At 71.3% G+C, this 20,748-nt stretch carries 20 protein-coding genes and 1 pseudogene; 20 read left to right on the top strand and 1 reads right to left on the bottom strand.

Translation table 11 applies throughout. The features are described 5' to 3' along the window. Positions 1 to 41: 41 nt before the first annotated feature. The 10 genes from ISO16_RS01045 to trmD all read left to right on the top strand — a co-directional run bounded on the left by ISO16_RS01045 (position 42) and on the right by trmD (position 9,896). Entirely contained in the window at positions 42 to 1,349 is a 1,308-nt protein-coding gene (locus ISO16_RS01045; RefSeq protein ID WP_072635080.1) for an ammonium transporter, read from the top strand. Between the two features lie 43 nt (positions 1,350 to 1,392). Beyond that, positions 1,393 to 1,731, top strand: coding sequence for a P-II family nitrogen regulator (locus tag ISO16_RS01050; RefSeq protein ID WP_006933679.1), 339 nt, complete (start codon positions 1,393 to 1,395; stop codon positions 1,729 to 1,731). Then, the gene (locus ISO16_RS01055) at positions 1,721 to 4,234 is read left to right on the top strand and encodes a [protein-PII] uridylyltransferase (protein WP_072635103.1); all 2,514 of its coding nucleotides are present in this window, start codon (positions 1,721 to 1,723) and stop codon (positions 4,232 to 4,234) included. The genes ISO16_RS01050 and ISO16_RS01055 overlap by 11 nt, the downstream gene beginning before the upstream one ends. Before the next feature lie 102 nt (positions 4,235 to 4,336). Further along, positions 4,337 to 5,917, top strand: coding sequence for a signal recognition particle protein (ffh, locus tag ISO16_RS01060; RefSeq protein ID WP_006933683.1), 1,581 nt, complete (start codon positions 4,337 to 4,339; stop codon positions 5,915 to 5,917). A gap of 6 nt (positions 5,918 to 5,923) precedes the next feature. After that, the gene (locus tag ISO16_RS01065) at positions 5,924 to 7,018 is read left to right on the top strand and encodes an amidohydrolase family protein (RefSeq protein WP_006933685.1); all 1,095 of its coding nucleotides are present in this window, start codon (positions 5,924 to 5,926) and stop codon (positions 7,016 to 7,018) included. Further along, entirely contained in the window at positions 7,015 to 7,761 is a 747-nt protein-coding gene (locus ISO16_RS01070) for a CPBP family intramembrane glutamic endopeptidase (protein WP_006933689.1), read from the top strand. Before ISO16_RS01065 ends, ISO16_RS01070 begins: the two co-directional genes overlap by 4 nt. A 176-nt stretch (positions 7,762 to 7,937) precedes the next feature. Next, positions 7,938 to 8,378 (top strand): 30S ribosomal protein S16, encoded by a 441-nt coding sequence (rpsP, locus tag ISO16_RS01075; protein ID WP_006933690.1) that lies wholly within the window; start codon positions 7,938 to 7,940, stop codon positions 8,376 to 8,378. After that, the gene (locus ISO16_RS01080; RefSeq protein WP_006933693.1) at positions 8,378 to 8,620 is read left to right on the top strand and encodes an RNA-binding protein; all 243 of its coding nucleotides are present in this window, start codon (positions 8,378 to 8,380) and stop codon (positions 8,618 to 8,620) included. Before rpsP ends, ISO16_RS01080 begins: the two co-directional genes overlap by 1 nt. 10 nt (positions 8,621 to 8,630) lie before the next feature. Beyond that, on the top strand, positions 8,631 to 9,188 hold the full coding sequence (gene rimM / locus ISO16_RS01085) for a ribosome maturation factor RimM (protein WP_029543205.1): 558 nt from the start codon (positions 8,631 to 8,633) through the stop codon (positions 9,186 to 9,188). Between the two features lie 6 nt (positions 9,189 to 9,194). Next, positions 9,195 to 9,896, top strand: coding sequence for a tRNA (guanosine(37)-N1)-methyltransferase TrmD (gene trmD, locus ISO16_RS01090; protein WP_006933695.1), 702 nt, complete (start codon positions 9,195 to 9,197; stop codon positions 9,894 to 9,896). 10 nt (positions 9,897 to 9,906) lie between these two features. Here the strand turns inward: trmD and ISO16_RS01095 are convergent, their stop codons facing one another. After that, positions 9,907 to 10,863 carry a hypothetical protein gene (locus ISO16_RS01095; protein ID WP_072635081.1) on the bottom strand — a complete coding sequence of 319 codons (957 nt, stop codon included), beginning with the start codon at positions 10,861 to 10,863 and terminating at the stop codon, positions 9,907 to 9,909. Between the two features lie 116 nt (positions 10,864 to 10,979). Here ISO16_RS01095 and ISO16_RS01100 point away from each other — a divergent pair, with 116 nt between their 5' ends. The 10 genes and pseudogenes from ISO16_RS01100 to ISO16_RS01145 all read left to right on the top strand — a co-directional run bounded on the left by ISO16_RS01100 (position 10,980) and on the right by ISO16_RS01145 (position 20,678). Beyond that, on the top strand, positions 10,980 to 13,337 hold the full coding sequence (locus ISO16_RS01100; RefSeq protein ID WP_072635082.1) for a Tex family protein: 2,358 nt from the start codon (positions 10,980 to 10,982) through the stop codon (positions 13,335 to 13,337). A gap of 147 nt (positions 13,338 to 13,484) precedes the next feature. Next, a complete protein-coding gene (locus tag ISO16_RS01105) occupies positions 13,485 to 14,390 on the top strand; it encodes a hypothetical protein (protein ID WP_029543207.1) in 906 nt (301 codons plus the stop codon). 85 nt (positions 14,391 to 14,475) lie between these two features. Further along, complete coding sequence (gene rplS / locus ISO16_RS01110) at positions 14,476 to 14,817, top strand: 50S ribosomal protein L19 (RefSeq protein ID WP_003939017.1); 342 nt, start codon at positions 14,476 to 14,478, stop codon at positions 14,815 to 14,817. 108 nt (positions 14,818 to 14,925) lie between these two features. After that, positions 14,926 to 15,684 carry a signal peptidase I gene (gene lepB / locus ISO16_RS01115; RefSeq protein WP_050036344.1) on the top strand — a complete coding sequence of 253 codons (759 nt, stop codon included), beginning with the start codon at positions 14,926 to 14,928 and terminating at the stop codon, positions 15,682 to 15,684. Beyond that, positions 15,681 to 16,379 (top strand): ribonuclease HII, encoded by a 699-nt coding sequence (locus ISO16_RS01120; protein ID WP_006944319.1) that lies wholly within the window; start codon positions 15,681 to 15,683, stop codon positions 16,377 to 16,379. Before lepB ends, ISO16_RS01120 begins: the two co-directional genes overlap by 4 nt. 37 nt (positions 16,380 to 16,416) lie before the next feature. After that, entirely contained in the window at positions 16,417 to 16,731 is a 315-nt protein-coding gene (locus tag ISO16_RS01125) for a DUF2469 domain-containing protein (RefSeq protein ID WP_003939014.1), read from the top strand. Positions 16,732 to 16,949: 218 nt separating this feature from the next. Further along, on the top strand, positions 16,950 to 17,306 hold the full coding sequence (locus ISO16_RS01130; RefSeq protein ID WP_006937458.1) for a YraN family protein: 357 nt from the start codon (positions 16,950 to 16,952) through the stop codon (positions 17,304 to 17,306). Next, positions 17,306 to 18,730 (top strand): annotated as a pseudogene (locus ISO16_RS01135) (YifB family Mg chelatase-like AAA ATPase); the annotation flags it as partial. The gene ISO16_RS01130 and the pseudogene ISO16_RS01135, both read left to right, overlap by 1 nt. A gap of 38 nt (positions 18,731 to 18,768) precedes the next feature. Further along, positions 18,769 to 20,175, top strand: coding sequence for a recombinase family protein (locus ISO16_RS01140; protein WP_072635084.1), 1,407 nt, complete (start codon positions 18,769 to 18,771; stop codon positions 20,173 to 20,175). A 290-nt stretch (positions 20,176 to 20,465) separates the two neighbouring features. After that, positions 20,466 to 20,678 carry a hypothetical protein gene (locus ISO16_RS01145; protein ID WP_072635085.1) on the top strand — a complete coding sequence of 71 codons (213 nt, stop codon included), beginning with the start codon at positions 20,466 to 20,468 and terminating at the stop codon, positions 20,676 to 20,678. Positions 20,679 to 20,748: the final 70 nt, after the last annotated feature.

Below are 20,748 nucleotides of genomic sequence, written 5' to 3' on the forward strand. Positions count from 1 at the left end.
CGACGACGCGCTGACCGGCGCGGCCAACAGGGAGGTTGCAAGTGGAGGAAGTGGTGAACACCGGCGACGCGGCATGGATGCTGATATCGGCGTCCCTGGTGCTGTTGATGACGCCCGGTCTGGCGTTCTTCTACGGCGGCATGTCGCGCACCAAGGCCGTCCTGAACATGATGATGATGTCCTTCGGGGCAATGGCGGTCATCGCGGTGATCTACGTGCTGTGGGGCTGGTCGATGTCCTACGGCACCGAGGACATCGGGGGCATCTTCGCCAACCCGTTCCAGATGTTCGGTCTACAGGGCGCCATCTACGACGACGCCGGTGAGTTCCTGCCCGGCCTCGGCGACTACCCGCAGATCATCGACATCGGCTTCCAGGTCACGTTCGCGGTCATCACCACCGCTCTCATCAGCGGTGCCCTCTCCGAACGCGTGAAGTTCGGCACCTGGCTGGCCTTCGCCGGAATCTGGGTCACCCTCGCGTACTTCCCCCTCGCCCACATGGTGTGGGGCGGCGGCCTGCTCTCCGGCTCCGAGGACGGCCTCGCCGCCAAGATCTTCGGCACCTCCGACGACGGAGAAGGCGGGCTCGTCGCGACCGTCGCGCCCATCGACTTCGCCGGCGGCACCGTCGTGCACATCAACGCCGGCATCGCCGCGCTCGTCCTGGCGCTGATCATCGGCAAGCGCGCGGGCTTCGGTCGCACCGCCTTCCGCCCGCACAACCTGCCGTTCGTCATGCTCGGTGCCGCCCTGCTGTGGTTCGGCTGGTTCGGCTTCAACGCCGGTTCCGCGTTCGCCGCCGACGGTGTGGCCGGCCTGGCCTGGGTCAACACCACCACCGCCGCGGCCGCCGCGATCCTCGGCTGGCTCCTCACCGAGCGCATCCGCGACGGCAAGGGCACCAGCCTCGGTGCCGCCTCGGGTGCCGTCGCCGGCCTCGTCGCCATCACCCCGGCCGCCGGTGCGCTCAGCCCGGTCGGTTCGATCGTGCTCGGCGCGATCGCCGGCGTCCTGTCCGCCCTGGCAGTCGGCCTGAAATACAAGTTCGGCTACGACGACTCGCTCGACGTCGTCGGCGTGCACCTCGTCGCAGGCCTGTGGGGCACCATCGCGATCGGGTTCCTCGGCACCGAGACGGGCCTGTTCTACGGCGGCGACTACAAGCAGCTCGTGATCCAGATCGTCATCGCAGTCTCCGCCCTGGTCTACACCGGCATCATCACCGTGATCGTCGCCTTCGCGCTCAAGCCACTCGGCTGGCGGGTGTCGGAGGAGGAAGAGGCACGCGGCATCGACGAGGCCGAGCATGCGGAGTCGGCATACGACTTCGCCGCCGCCCTCAAGTGATAAGAAGACATCAGGGCACTGGAGACTGGGAAGGGATGAGGATATGAAGCTGATCACGGCAATTGTCAAGCCGTTCACCCTCGAGGACGTCAAGGCAGGCCTCGAGCAGGCGGGTGTGCTTGGCATGACCGTCAGCGAGGTGCAGGGATACGGTCGCCAGAAGGGCCACACCGAGGTCTACCGCGGAGCCGAGTACTCCGTCGACTTCGTTCCCAAGGTCCGCGTCGAGGTCGTCGTCGACGACGCCGCCGTCGACAAGGTGGTCGAGACCATCGTCGAGGCCTCCCGCACCGGCAAGATCGGCGACGGCAAGGTGTGGGTCACCCCGGTCGAAACGGTCGTCCGAGTGCGCACCGGTGAACGAGGCGCCGATGCACTCTGACCCGAAGGGGTCCGGAACTCGCGGCCCTGGTCCCGCTGCCTCCGCAGCGGGATCGGGGCCGCCGGTGTCTCCGGGGCCGGCCGGATCCGGCACCGCCGCCACCGACCTCGCCCGGGCTCGTACCCAGTTGCTCGCCGGCGGCACCCGCAACCGCCGGCTCGACGCCCCCGCCCTCCGCCACGCCCTCGTCGATCTCCACGAGTTCTGGCTCGTCACCAAGGGAACCGAACTCGGAATCAAGCCCGACTGCGGCTTCGCCATCGTCGCCGTCGGCGGCCTCGGCCGCCGCGAGATGCTCCCCTACTCCGACCTGGATCTGGTCCTGCTGCACGACGACATGGACCCCGCTGTCGTGTCCCGGGTCGCCGACCGGCTCTGGTATCCGCTGTGGGACGCGCACATCAAGCTCGACCACAGCGTCCGGACCGTCCCGCAGGCCCTGCAGGTCGCCGCGTCCGACCTGACCGCCGCGCTCGGCCTGCTCGAAGCCCGGCACATCGCCGGCGACCTCGAACTGAGCAATCTGCTGATCGGCGGCGTGCGGCGGCAGTGGCGCACCGGCATCCGCAGCCGGTTCGACGAGCTCATCGCCCTGACCGAGGCCCGGTGGGAACGCAGCGGGCAGATCGCGCACCGGGCCGAACCCGACCTCAAGAGCGGCCGCGGCGGGCTGCGGGACGTGCAACTGCTCAACGCACTGTCCGTCGCACAGCTCACCGACGGCATGCCCGGGCTCGGGCCCGACGTTCCCGGCGGCGGGCTCGCGGCCGCGCACCGCCGCCTGCTGGACGTGCGCACCGAGCTGCACCGCGTCGCCGGCCGGGCCCGCGACCAGCTGCGCGCCCAGGATGCCGACGAGATCGGCGCCGCCCTGCGCATCGGGGACCGATTCGACCTGGCCCGCGTGCTGACCGAGGCGGCCCGGACCGTGAGCTACTCGGTGGAGGTCGGGGTACGCACGGCAGGAAACTCGCTGCCCCGCAAGGGCCTGTCCCGGCTGCGCCGCGTCCCCGTCCGGCGCCCGCTCGACGAGGGTGTGGTGGAACACGGCGGCGAAGTGACGCTGGCCCGCGACGCGCACCCGCGCAAGGACCCCGGCCTGATCACGCGGGTCGCCGCGGCCGCAGCGCAGCACGACCTGCCGATCTCCGCGTCCACCCTCGGCCGCCTGGCCGACAGCGCCCCCGAACTGCGGGAACCGTGGCCGCGCACCGCGCTGAACGACCTGCTCGTGCTGCTCGGCTCGGGAACCCGCGCGATCGACCCGATCGAGGCGCTCGACCGGACGGGGCTGTGGGGCCGGCTGCTCCCCGAATGGGGGGCGGTGCGGGATCTGCCCCCGCGCGATGCCGTGCACACCTGGACGGTGGACCGGCACCTGGTGGAGACCGCGGTGTACGCCGGCGGGCTGACCACCCGCGTCGCGCGCCCCGACCTGCTGGTGCTCGGGGCGTTGCTGCACGACATCGGCAAGGGTCGCGGCGGCGACCACAGCGTCGTCGGGGCGGAACTCGCCACCCAGATCGGCCGCCGGATGGGTCTGTGGCCGTCCGACGTCGCCGTGCTGTCCGCGCTGGTCCGCCACCATCTGCTGCTTCCGCACACCGCGACCCGCCGTGACCTCGACGACCCCGCCACGGTGGAGTCCGTCGTCGAGGCCATCGACGGCGACCCGGTGCTGCTCGAGCTGCTGCACGCCCTCGCCGAGGCGGACTCGCTCGCGACGGGCCCGGGGGTGTGGGGCGACTGGAAGGCGGCGCTCATCCGGGAGCTGGTCCGGCGCTGCCGGCTGGTGATGGCGGGGGAGGAGCTGCCGAGACCGGACCCGATCGACCCCCAGCTCGCCGAGCAGGCGGAACAGGGCGGCATCCACGTCGAGCTCCAACCCGGCGAGAACCCGCACGCCTACACGGTGACGGTGGTCGCGCCCGACGAGCCGGGCCTGCTGTCCGACGCCGCCGGGGTGCTGGCCCTGCACGGCCTGCGCGTGCTGTCCGCCTCGGTGGGCAGCCACGCCGGTAGTGCGGTCAACAGCTTCGCCGTCGCGCCGCTGTTCGGGGCCCCGCCGCCGGCGGGTCTGCTGCGGCAGGAACTCATCCGGGCCCGCGCCGGGGACCTCGACCTGCTCGCCACGCTCGACGCGAAGGAGCAGGCGGCGCGGGAGGCGCAGCTGCCCGAACGCCCGGAGCGGGCCGTGCCGGGCACCTACGCGCAGGCGCCGCCGCACCTGATCTGGATCGACGCCCCGGATCCGGGGCAGGCGATCCTCGAACTGCGCGCCGAGGACCGGCTGGGCATGCTGTGCCGGCTCGCGGACGCGTTCGAACGGTGCGGCACCGACGTGCGCTGGGCCCGGGTTTCCACCCTCGGCCGCACCGTCGTGGACGCGTTCTGCATCGATCTGGGAGGTTCCGACACCCGGGAGAACCGGGAGCGGGTCGAGCGGGCGGTGCTCGCAGTGGTGCCCGCTCCGGAGCCGAAGAATCCCGAGGACAAGGGCTGAGGGCGGGGCGGCCGCTCGTGCACGTGCGAGAACTCGTGCCGCGAGCGGCTACCCTGGAGCGCAGAACTGTCCGCATCTTCGCCAGACCCAGGAGCGCATTCGGTGTTCGAATCCCTTTCCGACAGGTTGACCGGAGCCCTCAAGGACCTGCGCGGCAAGGGGCGCCTCTCCGACGCCGACATCGACGCGACCGCCCGGGAGATCCGCCTGGCGCTGCTCGAGGCCGACGTCGCCCTGCCCGTGGTGCGCTCGTTCATCGCCAAGATCAAGGAACGAGCCAAGGGCGCCGAGGTACACGGCGCGCTGAACCCCGCCCAGCAGGTCGTCAAGATCGTCAACGAGGAGCTCGTCGGGATCCTCGGCGGCGAGACCCGGCGGCTGCAGTTCGCCAAGACCCCGCCCACGGTGATCATGCTCGCCGGCCTGCAGGGTTCCGGTAAGACCACCCTCGCCGGCAAGCTCGCCAAGTGGCTCAAGGACCAGGGCCACACCCCGCTGCTGGTCGCCTGTGACCTGCAGCGGCCCGGCGCGGTCACCCAGCTGCAGATCGTCGGTGAACGCGCCGGTGCGTCCGTGTTCGCCCCGCACCCCGGCACCTCCATCGGCGGCGGCGAGAACCCGCTCGGCATCACCGCCGCCGACCCGGTGAACGTCGCCCGCGACGGCGTCGCCGAGGCCCGCGCCAAGCACTACGACGTGGTCATCGTCGACACCGCCGGCCGCCTCGGCATCGACGAGGAGCTGATGGCCCAGGCCGCCGGCATCCGCGACGCCGTGCAGCCCGACGAGACGCTGTTCGTGCTCGACGCGATGATCGGCCAGGACGCCGTGAGCACCGCCGAGGCGTTCCGCGCCGGTGTCGGCTTCACCGGCGTGGTGCTCACCAAGCTCGACGGCGACGCCCGCGGCGGTGCCGCGCTCAGCGTCCGCGAGCTGACCGGTCAGCCGATCCTGTTCGCGTCGACCGGTGAGAAGCTCGAGGACTTCGACGTCTTCCACCCCGAGCGCATGGCCAGCCGCATCCTCGGCATGGGCGACGTGCTCACCCTCATCGAGCAGGCCGAGCAGGTCTTCGACGCCGAGCAGGCCGAGGCCACCGCCGCGAAGATCGGCTCCGGTGAACTCACCCTCGAGGACTTCCTCGAGCAGATGATGGCCGTACGGAAGATGGGCCCGATCGCGAACCTGCTCGGCATGTTGCCGGGTGCGGGACAGATGAAGGACGCCCTCGCGAACGTCGACGAGAAGCAGCTCGACCGGATCCAGGCGATCATCCGTGGCATGACGCCGGCGGAACGCGCCAACCCGAAGATCATCAACGCCTCCCGGCGGCTGCGCATCGCCAACGGCTCCGGCGTCAAGGTCTCCGACGTCAACCAGCTCGTCGACCGGTTCTTCGAAGCCCGCAAGATGATGGCCGCGATGGCCGGGCGCATGGGCATGCCCGGGTCCCGCAAGCCGCAGCGCGCGAAGAAGGGCAAGAAGGGCAAGAAGGGCGGCCGCGGGCCGACCCCGCCGAAGATCAAGGGCGGATTCCCCGGTGGCATGCCCGCCGGCATGCCCGGCATGGGCGGGATGCCCGCCGGGTTCCCGGACCTGTCGAAGATGCCGAAGGGCCTCGACGAGCTGCCGCCCGGTCTCGAGAACTTCGACCTCTCGCAGCTGAAGTTGCCGAAGAAGTAGTCCGCCGTGGCGTTCACCCTGCGCGGACGGTCCCTGCCGGACGGCGAACCGATCGAGCTGTGGATCGGCGACGACGGCACGTTCGCCGCCGAGCCGATCCCCGGGGCCGAGCTGCTCACCGCCGACGGCTGGATCCTGCCCGGTCTCGTCGACGCCCACTGCCACGTCGGGATCCGCTTCGGCGGCGGCGCGGAGGACGCGGACGGGCTGATCGCGCAGGCCGTCACCGAGCGCGACGCCGGGGTGCTGCTGCTGCGCGACGCGGGATCCCCGGTCGACACCCGGCACCTCGACGAGCGGGCCGACCTGCCGCGGATCGTGCGCGCGGGACGGCACATCGCCGCCCCCAAGCGCTACATCCGCGGGCTGCCCGTCGACCTCGAAGACGAATCGCAGCTGCCGGACGAGGTGGTTCGCCAGGCCCGCGCGGGGGACGGCTGGGTCAAGCTCATCGGCGACTGGATCGACCGTGGCACCGGCGATCTCGCGCCGCTGTGGTCGGACGGGATCCTCGTCGAGGCGATCGCCGCGGCCCACCGCGCGGGAGCGCGCGTGACCGCCCATGTGTTCGGGGAGGACGCGCTGCCCGGCCTGCTCGCCGCCGGCATCGACTGCCTCGAACACGGCACCGGGCTGACGGACGACACGATCGCCACCATGGCCGCGCAGGGCACGGTCCTCGTGCCGACCCTGGTCAACATCGAGAACTTTCCCGAGATCGCCGACTCGGCCACCCGGTTCCCGGTCTACGCGGCGCACATGCGGGACCTGCACGCCCGTGTCGCGGACACCGTCGGCGCCGCCCACGACGCCGGGATCCCGATCTACGCCGGCACCGATGCCGGCGGCTCGGTGCGGCACGGTCGCATCGCCGACGAGGTCGCCGCCCTCGGCAAGGTGGGGCTGACCCCGACCGAGGCGCTCGGCGCCGCCAGCTGGACGGCCCGGGCCTGGCTGGGGCATCCGAGCCTCGAGCCGGGCGCCCCCGCCGACCTGACGGTGTACGAGCTGGATCCGCGGACCGGGCCGGACGTGCTGGCCCGGCCGGGCCTGGTGATGCTCCGGGGTGCCGTCGTCACCCGCCGCGCCGCCTTCGCATGACCGTCCCCGAGCCACCCGACCCGGAGACCGCTGCGGCCCCGCCCCGGCCCGCGCCCTCGCCCCCCGCGCACCGGTGGGGCCTCCCGGCCGCGCTGGTGGTGCTGGCCGTGAACCTCGCCGGCTTCACGCTGGGACCGGTCCTGGCCGGGGAGGGCTTCGTCGCCGAGACATACGTGCTCGCCATCATGGCCCCCACCCTGCTCGCGGGGGCGGCGGCCGTGGCGTTCAGCGTGTGGCGTGGCTGCGGACCCGTCGCCGACTTCGGACTGCCGCGGTCGTGGCCCGAGTTCCGCAACCAGCTCGGAATCGGTCTGCTCGGCGGGGGAATCGCGCTGCTCGGCGCGCTGATCCTGGCAGCGATCCTCGTCGTCGCCCTCGGCATCGACGCCGCCGATTCCCCGCTCACCGCCCTGGTCGGGTTGCCCACGGTGTGGAAACTGCTGCTCGTGGCCTGGGTGTGGTTCGGCGCCCCGCTCGGCGAGGAGCTGATGTTCCGCGGCATGCTCTGGGGGGCGCTCGAACGCCGGCCCGAGCGATGGTGGGGACGCCCGATCGGCGTCCTGACGATCACCACCGTCGTGTTCGCCATGTGGCATCAGGAGTGGTGGCGGCTGCCGGTCCTGTTGTGGGGCGGAGCGGCGATGGGGTTCGCGCGGCTGCGCGGCGGGTCGGTGTTCTCCTCCTGGGTGGCGCACTCGCTCAACAACACCCTGCCCGCGCTGAGCCTGCTGTTTCTGCTCTGACCTCCCGTTTTCGTCCCGGCGAGCGGATCTGGCAGAATGGATCGCTGTCGTCGCATCCGGTTACGTACCGCGCGGCGGTCACAGGATAGAGGCAAAACCGGGCGTGCCAGAAGGGCACGTCGTCCGAATTGCACGTGACAGGCGTATTTCGCATGCGCCGAAGGAGATTCACAGCAGTGGCTGTCAAGATCAAGCTCACCCGTCTCGGCAAGATCCGCAACCCGCAGTACCGCATCGTGGTTGCCGACTCGCGCACCCGCCGCAACGGCCGCGCCATCGAGACCATCGGCAAGTACCACCCGAAGGAAGAGCCCTCGCTGATCGAGATCGACTCGGAGCGGGCCCAGTACTGGCTCGGCGTCGGTGCGCAGCCGACCGAGCCGGTCGAGAACCTCCTCAAGATCACCGGCGACTGGCAGAAGTACAAGGGTCTCCCCGGCACCGAGGGCACCCTGCGCAAGGCCGAGCCGAAGCCGTCCAAGCTCGAGCTGTTCCAGGCCGCCCTCGCTCAGGCCGAGAACGCGCCGGCTGCCGAGGCCGTCACGCCCAAGAAGAAGAAGGCCGCCAAGGAAGACACCGCGGAGGAGTCCTCCGTGTCCACCGAGGCTGCCGAGTAATGAGCACCGTTGTCGCCGATGCCGTCGAGCATCTCGTCCGTGGGATCGTCGCCAACCCCGACGACGTGCGCGTCGAGCTGATCACGGGCCGTCGGGGGCGCACCGTCGAGGTGCACGTGCACCCCGACGATCTCGGCAAGGTCATCGGCCGTGGCGGCCGCACCGCGACCGCCCTGCGGACCCTCGTCTCCGGCATCGGGGGCCGTGGGATCCGCGTCGACGTCGTCGACACCGACCAGTAGGCGCGCCGCGGTGGAGCTCGTGGTGGGCCGTGTCGCCAAGTCGCACGGCATCAAGGGTGAGGTGGTCGTCGAGGTTCGCACCGACGAACCCGAGGAGCGCTTCGCCGTCGGCGCCGTGCTGCACGGCCGCAAGCCCCGCGAGCAGACCCTGCAGACGTACACGGTGGAAGCCGCCCGGGAACACTCCGGGCGGCTTCTGCTGCGCCTGCGGGGGATCGCCGACCGCAGCGCCGCCGACGCCCTACGCGGCACCCTGTTCCTCGTCGACAGCGCCGACCTGCCGCCGTCCGACGACCCGGACGAGTTCTACGACCACGAGCTCGAGGGCCTGGCCGTACGCATCGTCGCGGGCCGGCCCGACGCCGGCACCGAGATCGGTACCGTTCGCGAGGTGCTGCACACCGCCGCCGGCGAACTGCTCGCCGTCCGCCCGGCCGGCGACGAACGGCGCGAACTGCTGATCCCGTTCGTCACCGCGATCGTGCCGACGGTGTCGCTCGCGGGCGGCGTCATCGAGATCGACCCGCCGGAGGGTCTGCTCGACCCCGACTTCGGCTCGGAGACATAACCTCCCGTGCGATTCGACGTCGTCACCATCTTCCCCGAATACCTCGAGCCGCTGCGCGTCGCGCTGCTCGGCAAGGCCATCGACAAGGGCCTCGTCTCCGTCGGGATCCACAACCTGCGGGACTGGACCCACGACGTGCACAAGGCCGTCGACGACTCCCCGTACGGCGGGGGACCGGGCATGGTCATGAAGCCCACGGTGTGGGGGCCCGCCCTCGACGACGTGCTCGCCGGCCCCGACGGCGAACCCGACCCCGACGTGCTGCTCGTCGTCCCCACCCCGGCCGGCGTGCCGTTCGACCAGGCCACCGCGCAGCGCTGGGCCGGCGAGAAGCGCATCGTGTTCGCCTGCGGCCGCTACGAGGGCATCGACCAGCGCGTCTTCGACGACGCCGCCCGCCGGGTCCGGGTCGAAGAGGTCAGCATCGGCGACTACGTCCTCATCGGCGGCGAGGTCGCCGTCCTCGTCATGACCGAGGCCGTCGTGCGACTGCTGCCCGGCGTTCTCGGCAATCAGCAGTCCCACCAGGAGGACTCCTTCTCCGACGGCCTCCTCGAGGGCCCCAGCTACACCCGCCCCGTCAGCTGGCGCGGCCTCGAGGTGCCGCCGGTGCTGCTGTCCGGGGACCACGCCAAGGTCGCCGCATGGCGCCGGGAGCGGGCGCTCGAGCGCACCCGCGAACGCCGACCCGACCTCCTCGCCGACTGACCGGTCACGGTCAGTGCGCGCCGGCGCCGCCGAACACCGTGCGGACCACCTCGGTGACCGTGTCCCGCGCGTGCTGCGCACTCGCATCCCCGGTCACGTCGAACAGCGCCGTGTCCGGCAGATCGGCCCACCGGTCGTCGCCGTCGTCGTAATGCACGAGCTCGCGGGCGAGCACCACCAGCACATACCGCTCGTCCTCGCCGACGAACCCCGTGGACAGGTGGATCCAGCGCCCGTCGAGGCAGCACATCCAGCCCTGCTTCACGCCGAGTCCCGTCGTGTCGACCAGCCCGTCCGGCAACCCGAAATGCTGGTCGTACCCGTCGGCGCCGACCGGAGCGGCGGCCCGCAGGTGCCCGACGATCGTCGCGCGGCCCCACTCGTCCAGCCCGCCCGTGCCGTCGAGCAGGTCCGCGTACCAGGTGAGCAGGTCGGCCGCGGTGGTGACGGTATTCCACCACAGCCCGTCCGCGGGCGCGACGGTGCCGGTGAACGCGTGCCGTGCGGCGGTGCGCTCGACGATCTCCGAGTCGCCGTGCCGGAACCACAGGTCGTTCGCCGCCGAGTCGTCCGACGACTCGAGCATCGCGGTGATCCGGTCGTAGTCACTGCCGCCGAGCGGCAACTCGCCGGTCGCCGCCCGGTACAGCAGGTCGTCGGCGATGAACAGCTTGGCCACCGACGCGGTCTCGATCGGCGCGTCGACGCCCCCGACGACCCGGCGCCCGGTCCGACGATCGAGCGCGGCGATCGACACGTCGGCGCCGCGTCCGGCGGCGGTCGCCGCCGCGGCCGTCATCCGGTCGGGCAGCGAACCGAACGGTTCCAGCGGGCCCGGGGACTCGACGGCGGCGGACGGCAGGGCGACCGGCGACACGACCGGCTCCGGGCCGCACGAACCCACCGTCGCCGCCGTCAGCAACGACAGCGCCAGCACCGCCCAGCGGCCGCCGCGCACCCGGGACATTCCCACGCTCCTGTAGTCGATTGTCCGGCGAGCTCGCCCCACCGTCCACCTCGGAGACGGGCGCGCCCACGCGCGTCACCGAGGGCGGAGGAAGGATAACGGTAGGGTCGACCGCTGTGACGACCGCTCTCAAGACCGTGAATCAGCGCATCGCCGAGGAACTCGACGTCCGGGAAGGTCAGGTCGCCGCGGCGGTCGACCTGCTCGACGGCGGCGCAACGGTGCCGTTCATCGCGCGCTACCGCAAGGAGGTCACCGGCACGCTCGACGACGCCCAGCTCCGGCTGCTCGAGGAACGCCTGCGATACCTGCGTGAGCTCGACGAGCGCCGCACCGCGGTGCTCGAATCCATCGAGTCGCAGGGCAAGCTCGACGACGAGCTGCGCACGCAGATTCTCCTCGCCGACACCAAGGCCCGGCTCGAGGACATCTACCTGCCGTTCAAGCCGAAGCGGCGCACCAAGGCGCAGATCGCGCGGGAGGCCGGCCACGAGCCCGTCGCCGACGCCCTGATCGGCGACCCCACCACCGATCCCGCGCAGTACAGCGCCGAACAGCTCGACGGCGCCCGCGCCATCCTCGTCGAACGCTTCGCCGAGGACGCCGACCTCGTCGGCGAACTGCGTGACGCGATGTGGACCCGCGGACAGCTGAAGTCCACCGTGCGTCCCGGCAAGGAAACCGAGGGCGCCAAGTTCGCCGACTACTTCGACTTCTCCGAGCCCTTCACCGACCTGCCCTCGCACCGCATCCTCGCGGTGCTGCGCGGCGAGAAGGAGGAGGTACTCAGCCTGTCGCTCGAGCCGGACACCGAGGAACCCGAGCCCGGGCAGCGCACCTACTTCGAAGGCCGCATAGCCGCCCGCTTCGGCATCGCCGACGAGGGCCGGCCCGCCGACAAGTGGCTCCTCGACACCGTCCGCTGGGCGTGGCGCACCAAGCTGCTGGTCTCCCTGGCCCTCGACACCCGTATGCGGCTGCGGCAGTCCGCCGAGAAGGACGCCGTCGACGTGTTCGCCGCCAACCTGCGCGACCTGCTGCTCGCCGCCCCCGCCGGCACCCGGCCGACGATGGGACTCGACCCCGGCTTCCGCACCGGCACCAAGGTCGCCGTCGTCGACGCCACCGGTAAGGTCGTCGCGCACGACACGATCTACCCGCACCAGCCGCACAACAAGTGGGACCAGGCCCTGGCCACCCTCGCGCGGCTCGTCGCGCAGCACGGGGTGGAACTGATCGCGATCGGGAACGGCACCGCCTCCCGCGAAACCGATGCCCTCGCCACCGAGCTGATCGCCAAGTCCGGTGCCACGAATCTCACCAAGATCGTGGTGTCCGAGGCCGGCGCGTCCGTGTACTCGGCGTCGGCGTACGCGTCGAAGGAACTGCCGGATCTCGACGTGTCGATCCGCGGTGCGGTGTCCATCGCCCGGCGCCTGCAGGACCCGCTCGCCGAGCTCGTCAAGATCGATCCCAAGTCCATCGGCGTCGGCCAGTACCAGCACGACGTGTCCGAGACGATGCTCGCCCGCTCCCTCGGCGCGGTCGTCGAGGACGCGGTGAACGCCGTCGGCGTGGACGTCAACACCGCCTCGGTGCCGTTGCTCGCCCGGGTGTCGGGCATCGCCTCGTCCCTCGCGGAGAGCATCGTCGCCCATCGAGACCAGCACGGCCCGTTCCGCACCCGCAAGGCCCTCACGGACGTGCCGCGCCTCGGTCCGAAGGCGTTCGAGCAGTGCGCCGGCTTCCTGCGGATTCCCAACGGCGACGACCCGCTCGACACCTCGAGCGTGCACCCCGAGGCGTACCCGGTGGTGCGTCGCATCGTCGAACGGAACGGCGGCGACGTGCGCGAGCTCATCGGCAACACCGCGGTGCTGCGCCGGCTGCGGCCGGCGGAGTTCGTCGACGACCGCTTCGGCCTGCCCACCGTCACCGACATCATCGCCGAGCTCGAGAAGCCGGGCCGCGACCCGCGCCCGGAGTTCAAGACCGCGACGTTCGCCGCCGGCGTGGAGAAGGTCGCCGACCTGAAGCCCGGCATGGTGCTCGAGGGTGTGGTCACCAACGTCGCGGCGTTCGGCGCGTTCGTCGACGTCGGGGTGCATCAGGACGGCCTCGTGCACGTGTCCGCGATGTCCCGCAGCTTCGTCCAGGACCCGCACGACGTCGTCAAGTCCGGCGAGGTGGTCAAGGTCAAGGTGCTCGACGTGGACGTGCCCCGGCAGCGGATCAGCCTGACGCTGCGCCTCGACGACGAGATCCCCGCCCCCGGCGCCCCCACCGGCGGTGCCGACCCGGGCGGTCCGCAGGACCGCGGCGGGCGCCGGCCCGGCGGCCAGCGGCAGGGTGGGAAGCGGCAGGGCGGACAGCGGCAGGGGCAGGGCGGCCGCCGCGGCGACCGTCGCCAGGACGCCGCGCCCGCCGCCGGATCGATGGCGGACGCGCTGCGGCGTGCCGGATTCGGCAAGTAGATGCGCCCCGGGCCGCGCCGACTACCGGCGCGGCCCGGTTCCTGACATCCTCGGGAGCATGCAGCCCACGGTGACGACCGGCCGCGCGCCGAAGGACCCGCTCCGCCTCGTCGACGGCGTTCCGAGGGCGATCGCGCGGTGACTGCGGTGACCGAGTGGCTGCAGCGCGAGATCATCGAGCGCGGGCGGCTGCCGCTGCTGTTCTTCCTGCTCGGCTTCCTCCTCGCGTTCCTCTTCATCCGATTCAGCGTCCGCATGATCCGCGCCCAGGTGCGCTGGTGGCCCGGCAATGTCACCCCCGGCGGACACCACGTGCACCACGTGGTGTTCGGCGTGGTCACCATGGTGATCGCGGGCGGGTCCCTGATCGCGGTCTACGAGGACGGCACGCAGACCACCGGAGCGGCCCTGGCCACGCTCTTCGGCATCGGGACCGCGCTCGTGCTCGACGAGTTCGCCCTGATCTTCTATCTCAACGACGTGTACTGGGAGCAGGAGGGACGCGTCTCGGTGGATGCGGTCTTCGTCGCGATCGCCGTCACCGGCCTGGTGTTGCTCGGCCTGCAGCCCCTCGAGTTCGCCGACGTCACCAACTTCCGGGAGGACCCGTCGTGGGTCACCCGCACGCTGATCGCCCTCTCCGCGCTCGCAAATCTCGCCCTCGCGGCGGTCGTGCTGGCCAAGGGCAAGATCTGGACGGGCCTGATCGGCCTGTTCGTCTTCCCACTGCTGGTGATCGGCGCGGTGCGCCTGTCGCGGCCCGGCGCCCCCTGGGCGCGGTGGCGCTACAGCGGCAAGGTCCGCAAGATGCGCCGCGCGATCGAACGCGAGAGGCGCTATCGGCGCCCGGTGATCCGGGCGAAGATCTTCGTGCAGGACCTCGTCGCGGGCAAACCGACGATGGACACCGTGCACGGGGCCGTCGAGCACTCCCGCGTCGCCGCCGAAGCCGAACTGGCCCGCACGGTGCACGCCGCGCCCCCGCCGATTTCCGCCACCCCGGCACCGTCTGGCACAATTGACGGGTTGCCCGGCTCGGGCACGCATACCTGACCTGGGCACGAACCAGTCGAGCACCGCCTTCCGGCGGCTGCCGCTCGGTTCCTCTGCTCATGCGAACAAGCGAGGATGACAACCGATGAACACCCTGGACTTCCTGGACGCCAAGTCCCTGCGCGACGACATTCCGGACTTCCGTGCCGGCGACACCCTGAACGTGCACGTGAAGGTCATCGAGGGCTCCAAGGAGCGCGTGCAGGTCTTCAAGGGCGTCGTGATCCGTCGCCAGAACGGTGGCATCCGCGAGACCTTCACCGTGCGCAAGGTGTCGTTCGGCGTCGGCGTCGAGCGGACCTTCCCGGTGCACAGCCCCAACCTCGCCAAGATCGAGGTCGTCACCCGCGGTGACGTGCGTCGCGCCAAGCTGTACTACCTGCGCGAGCTGCGTGGCAAGGCCGCCAAGATCAAGGAAAAGCGCTGACCTCGTCGCGCTGACCGCCAGGCCCCGAGTAGCCCGGTCCGGATTCGTTCCGGGCCGGGCTACTCTGATTCGGTGGCAGATTCATCGCGAGACCCGGCCGTGCCGGAGATGCAGCAGCGCAGCACCGACGACACCCCCGAACGCGATCGGAAACAGGACAAGAAGGAGAAGTCGTTCCTGCGGGAACTGCCCGTCCTGATCCTCGTCGCACTCGTGCTGAGCTTCCTGCTCCAGACCTTCGTCGCGCGGGTCTACCTCATCCCCTCGGAGTCGATGGAACCCACGCTGCACGGCTGCCCCGGCTGCACCGGCGACCGGATCGTCGTCGAGAAGATCGGCTATCGCTTCGGCGACCCCCGGCCCGGCGACGTCGTGGTCTTCCGTGGCCCCGACTCCTGGTCCACCGGCTACGTCTCCACTCGCTCCGACAACGTCGTGATCCGCGGCGTGCAGGAGGTCGGATCCCTCGTCGGACTCGTCCCGCCCGACGAGAACGACCTCGTCAAGCGTGTGATCGCCGTCGGCGGGCAGACCGTCGAATGCTGCGACGACCAGGGCCGCGTCCTCGTCGACGGCAAGCCCCTCGACGAGCCGTACATCGAGATGGACTTCCCGTTCACACCCGGCGTGGTCACCTGCGAGACCGAGGTGCGCTCGGGCCGGTGCTTCGGGCCGGTCACCGTGCCGGACGGTCACATCTGGGTCATGGGCGACAACCGCTCGAACTCCGCGGACTCCCGCTACCACGTCGCCGACGAGAACCAGGGCACCATCCCGATCGACAACGTGATCGGCAAGGCCCGGTTCATCGTCCTGCCGCCGTCGCGGTGGGGCACCATCGATTCCCCGGAGATCCAGCAACCGTGACGTCGTGGCCGCCGCGTGCCGTGATCCGCAGGTCCGCGGGCCTGCGCACCATGGAGTCGACGCTCGTGCGGTGCGGGCTCGGGCCGGTCGCGGGTGTCGACGAGGCCGGCCGCGGCGCCTGCGCCGGGCCGCTGGTCGTCGCCGCCTGCATCCTCGATCCCAAACCGCACCCGTCGCTCGCGCGCCTCGACGACTCCAAGAGGCTCACCGAGAAGACCCGCGAGGAGTTGTTCCCGATCATCCGCCGTCGCGCGGTGGCGTGGAGCGTGGTGATCGTGCCGGCGGCCGAGATCGACGTCATCGGCGTGCACGTGGCCAACATCGAGGGCATGCGCCGCGCGGTGATGCGGCTGTCCGTCGCGCCCGGGTACGTCCTCACCGACGGCTTCCGCGTGCCCGGCCTGCCGGCGCCGTCGCTGCCGGTCATCGGCGGCGACGCCGCGGCGGCCTGCATCGCGGCGGCGAGCGTGCTCGCCAAGGTCACCCGGGACCGGATCATGGTCGACCTCGACGGCGAACTGCCCGGCTACGGCTTCGCCGTCCACAAGGGCTACAGCACCCCCGCGCACATGGCGGCATTGCGGGACCTCGGCCCCAGCCGGGAGCATCGGCTGCGGTACGCCAACGTTGCCGCCCTCCTCGGCGACGACGCCGGCCCCGGCCGATTCGGCTCCGACGAGGCGGATGCGGGATGATGGATCAACACACCAGAACGGGAGGACACCGAGACCGATGAGTGCCGAGGATCTCGAGAAGTACGAAACCGAGATGGAGCTCTCGCTGTACCGGGAGTACCGGGACATCGTCGGTCAGTTCGCGTACGTCGTGGAGACCGAGCGACGGTTCTATCTCGCCAATGCGGTCGAGCTGCTGCCGCACAACTCCGGCGGCGAGGTGTACTTCGAAGTGCGCATGTCCGATGCGTGGGTGTGGGACATGTACCGCCCCGCCCGCTTCGTCAAGCACGTCCGGGTCATCACCTTCAAGGACGTCAACATCGAAGAGCTCGACAAGCCGGACCTGCGCCTGCCCGACAAGCTGGGGTAGCGCCCCTACGACCTCCCGTACGTGGCCGAATGTCACATTCCTTCGATCTGATCGAAGCGGTGTGACATTCGGCCACGTGCCGTTCCGGGCCTCCTCCGCGTCGGCCGAAGTTGTCCACACCCGGCGAGTTCATCCACAGATTTCGTGATCCGGCCCGGTGCGGACCGCGGAGGACCTTCGCGTGGCGCACAGTGGTCGCCACACAGGGAGGGACGGGGATGGGACGCAATCAGCAGGTGGGGGCGCTGGGGGAGGACTTGGCGGCCGAGTTTCTCGAGTCGGCGGGCATGGTGGTGCTCGCGCGGAACTGGCGCAGCCGGTACGGGGAACTCGATCTGATCGCCGAGGACGGCGACACGGTGGTGTTCGTGGAGGTCAAGACCCGCACCGGCCTCGGATACGGCACGCCCGCCGAGGCGGTGACCGCGGTGAAGGCGGACCGGATCCGCCGACTGGCCGCGCTGTGGTTGTCCGGACGGCAGCAACGGTGGCGGCGGGTGCGGGTCGACGTGGTCACGGTGCTGCTCCCACAGCGGGGCGAACCCTTGATCACCCACCGGCGGCAGGTGCTGTGATGGCGCTGGGGAAGGCGTACTCGGTGGCCGTCACGGGGGTGGACGGGCAGGTCGTGGAAGTCGAGGCCGACATCGGCCGCGGCCTGCCGGGAGTGAAGATGGTGGGCCTGCCCGACACCGCGCTGCAGGAGTCCCGGGATCGGGTGCGCGCGGCGGTGACGAATTCCGGTGGTGAATGGCCGGATTCGCGCGTGGTGCTGGCCCTGTCGCCGGCGACGCTGCCGAAGGTGGGCAGCGTGTACGACCTCGCCCTCGCGTGTGCGGTGCTCAACGCCGCCAAGTCGATTCCGCCCGAGGGTGTTTCGCGGACGGTTCTGCTCGGAGAGCTGGCGCTCGACGGCCGGGTGCGGTCGGTGCGCGGGGTACTGCCGGCGGTGCTGTCCGCCAAACGCGCCGGGTGGGAGCGGGTGGTGGTCCCGGCCTCCACGATGTCCGAGGCCGGGCTGGTCGACGGCATCGACATCTACGGGGCGGACACCCTCACCGAGGTGGTGCTGTGGCTGCGCGGAGACGGCCCCCTCGAGCGGCCCGGTCCCCGGCCGGTGGGGGAGCGGCCGGGGCGGGCGGACATGAGCGAGGTGGTCGGTCAGCACGAGGCGCGACGGGCCATCGAGATCGCCGCCGCCGGCGCGCACCACCTGATGCTCACCGGCCCACCCGGAATCGGGAAGACGATGCTCGCCCAGCGGCTTCCCGGCGTGCTGCCGGCGCTGACGGAGGAACAGGCGCTCGAGGTGACCGCGATCCACTCCGTCGCCGGAACCCTGTCGGCGGACCGGCCGCTCGTCACCGACCCGCCGTTCATCGCTCCGCACCACACCGCCTCGGTCAGTTCGCTCGTCGGTGGGGGCAGCGGCATGGCCAAACCCGGCGCGGTCAGCCGTGCACACCGGGGCGTGCTGTTCCTCGACGAGGTCGCCGAGATGGGCACCAAGGCGCTCGAGGCGCTGCGGACCCCGCTCGAGGACGGCGAGGTGCGGATCGCCCGCCGCGACGGCGTCGCGCGCTATCCGGCGCGGTTCCAGCTGATCCTCGCCGCCAATCCGTGCCCGTGTGCCCCGCCGCGCGACGCCGACTGCGTGTGCCCGCCCACCGCCCGACGTCGCTACCTGGGCAGGCTGTCGGGTCCGCTGCTGGACCGGGTGGACCTGCGGGTCCGGATGGAGACGGTGGCCACCGGCGCCCTCATGGGGGAGGCGGGGGAGAGCACCGAGGACGTCCGCGCCCGAGTGGCCCGCGCCCGGGCCGCGGCGGCCGAGCGGTGGGGGGTCCACGGCTGGAGCACCAACGCCGAGGTGCCCGGCCCTGCACTCCGGCAGAAGTTCCGCCTGCCCGCCGCGGCGCTCAAGCCGGTCGAATGGGCGCTGCGGAAGGGCGCGATCACCGCCCGCGGTGCCGATCGGGCGTTGCGCGTCGCGTGGACGACACCATAGCGGACTAAGGACTCCGTAGTCTATGGCGCATGACCAAGCGCGTGGCCGTGTACCTCCGACAGTCCCAGGACCGGGACGGCAACGAGTACGGCATCTCGCGCCAGAGGGAGGACGTGCTCCGGCTCGTCCAGGGCCGCGGCTGGACCGTGGCGGGGGAGTACGTGGACAACGACACGTCCGCCACCGCCCGTAAGCCGCGTCCCGCGTTCGAGGACATGATGGCGGCGGTGGACCGTGGCGACGTGGACGTGATCGCGGCCCGCCACGTGGACCGACTCGTCCGGCGGCTGGGGGACCTCGAGGCGGTCCTGGAGCGGTGCGAGGCCCACGGCGTGGCCGTGGTGACCGCCTCCGATGGCGTGGACACGTCCACGGACGCGGGCCGCCTCGTCGTCCGGATCTTGGCGGCGGTGGCCCAGGGGGAAGTGGAACGCAAGTCCGCCCGGCAACGGTCCGCGGTGGCCCAGGCCGCCGCCCAGGGCCGGTACGTGGGAGGGCGGCGGGCGTTCGGCTACGAGGCGGACGGCGTGACGATCCGCGACGACGAGGCGGCGGCGGTCAAGGCCGGGTACGAGGCGGTCCTGGCGGGGGAGTCCGTGGCCACCATCGCGCGGGCCTGGGACGCCGCCGGGTTCACCACGCCCCAGGGGAGCCGCTGGGAACGCTCCGCGGTCCGGGACGTGCTCCTCAACGCCCGGAACGCCGGCCTCCGCCGCCACCGCCCGGAGGGCTCCCACCGGGAGTACCGCCGGGATCCGGCCTCGTTCGTGGTGGGCCGGGCCGTGTGGGATCCCATCGTCCCGGAGGAGACCTGGCGGGCCGTCGTCGCCGTCCTCACGGACCCGGGGCGGCGGAAGGGCACCCCCGGAGCGGTGGCCCTCCTCACGGGCGTGGGGCGGTGCGGCGTATGCGGTGCCACGGTCCACGCGGGCGGAGCCCGGCGCAACGTCCGGGCCTATCGCTGCTCCGCCGCCGCCCATATGCAGCGGATGGCGGACCCGGTGGACGAGTACGTGGAGGCGGTGATGGTGGCCCGTCTGTCCCAGCCGGACGCCCTGGCCGTGTTCGCTCCGGCGGTGGAGGCGGACACGAGGGACCTGTCCGCGGAGGCGGACGTTCTCCGTCGCCGCCTCGAGGACCTGGCGGTGGACTACGCGGACGGGATCATGACCCGGCAACAATTCCGCACCGCCAACGAGCGCGCGCGGTCCCGGCTGGCGGAGCTGGAGGCGGAGATAGCCGCCGCTGGGGCCTCCGACGTGATCGCACCCCTCGTGTCCTCCGGGGACGTGGCGGCGGCGTGGAGCGAATTGTCCACGGCCCGTAGGCGTTCGGTAATCGAGACCCTGGCGGAGGTGACGCTCTACTCCCCGGGGCGGGGGCGGCGGACATTCGATCCGCGGACCGTGGGCATCGTGTGGCGTACCGGAGAGTGAAGTCAATTTGACTGCAGGGCAACGGATCTTATGACGGCTTTGGTTGCATGGTCCCTGGACACCATGTACCTTGGCCTCCAGCGGGGACACCTGGACCGTAGACCCGCCCGGTGATTCGTCACCGGAAAGCTGACGGCGTTGGCTGGAGGGGGAGACCTCCCCAGCACCCGCCCCACCGGGCCGATCCCGGCGGGTAGCGGACCAGTGGCCTACGTGGGGACAACCGGCGGTCCGGGCGGTGACTTCCCCCAGGTGCCTGGTGAGTTGATTCACGCTCACCAGGAGTACCCGTGGCCATCTCTACCCGTTCCCGTTCCATCGCGGGCCATCTCGGAGTCACCCTCCGGAAGGACCCGAACGCCGACACGACGGACCTCCGTCGTGAGCTGGCCGCGTCCCGGATCCAGGACCACATAGAGGAGGTCCTGGCCTCCGCCCCGCCGCTCACCGCCGCCCAGAAGGACCGCCTGGCCGCCATCATCCGGGGCGGTGCATCGGCATGAGCCGCAAAGAAAACGGCCCCACCGTTTCCGGTGAGGCCGCCTCCCTGGACGTATCGGCAGGAGTGCAATC

The organism is Rhodococcus sp. M8, assembly GCF_015654185.1.
Taxonomy (GTDB): Bacteria; Actinomycetota; Actinomycetes; order Mycobacteriales; family Mycobacteriaceae; genus Rhodococcus; species Rhodococcus aetherivorans.

Excerpts from the sequence above, each read along its gene's own strand:
- ISO16_RS01070 (WP_006933689.1), top strand. The coding sequence starts at position 7,015 with ATGACCGTCCCCGAGCCACCCGACCCGGAGACCGCTGCGGCCCCGCCC.
- ISO16_RS01050 (WP_006933679.1), top strand. The coding sequence starts at position 1,393 with ATGAAGCTGATCACGGCAATTGTCAAGCCGTTCACCCTCGAGGACGTC.
- ISO16_RS01095 (WP_072635081.1), bottom strand. The coding sequence starts at position 10,863 with ATGTCCCGGGTGCGCGGCGGCCGCTGGGCGGTGCTGGCGCTGTCGTTG.
- ISO16_RS01080 (WP_006933693.1), top strand. The coding sequence starts at position 8,378 with ATGAGCACCGTTGTCGCCGATGCCGTCGAGCATCTCGTCCGTGGGATC.
- lepB (WP_050036344.1), top strand. The coding sequence starts at position 14,926 with ATGCAGCAGCGCAGCACCGACGACACCCCCGAACGCGATCGGAAACAG.
- rplS (WP_003939017.1), top strand. The coding sequence starts at position 14,476 with ATGAACACCCTGGACTTCCTGGACGCCAAGTCCCTGCGCGACGACATT.
- ISO16_RS01125 (WP_003939014.1), top strand. The coding sequence starts at position 16,417 with ATGAGTGCCGAGGATCTCGAGAAGTACGAAACCGAGATGGAGCTCTCG.
- ISO16_RS01055 (WP_072635103.1), top strand. The coding sequence starts at position 1,721 with ATGCACTCTGACCCGAAGGGGTCCGGAACTCGCGGCCCTGGTCCCGCT.
- ISO16_RS01140 (WP_072635084.1), top strand. The coding sequence starts at position 18,769 with ATGACCAAGCGCGTGGCCGTGTACCTCCGACAGTCCCAGGACCGGGAC.
- ISO16_RS01130 (WP_006937458.1), top strand. The coding sequence starts at position 16,950 with ATGGGACGCAATCAGCAGGTGGGGGCGCTGGGGGAGGACTTGGCGGCC.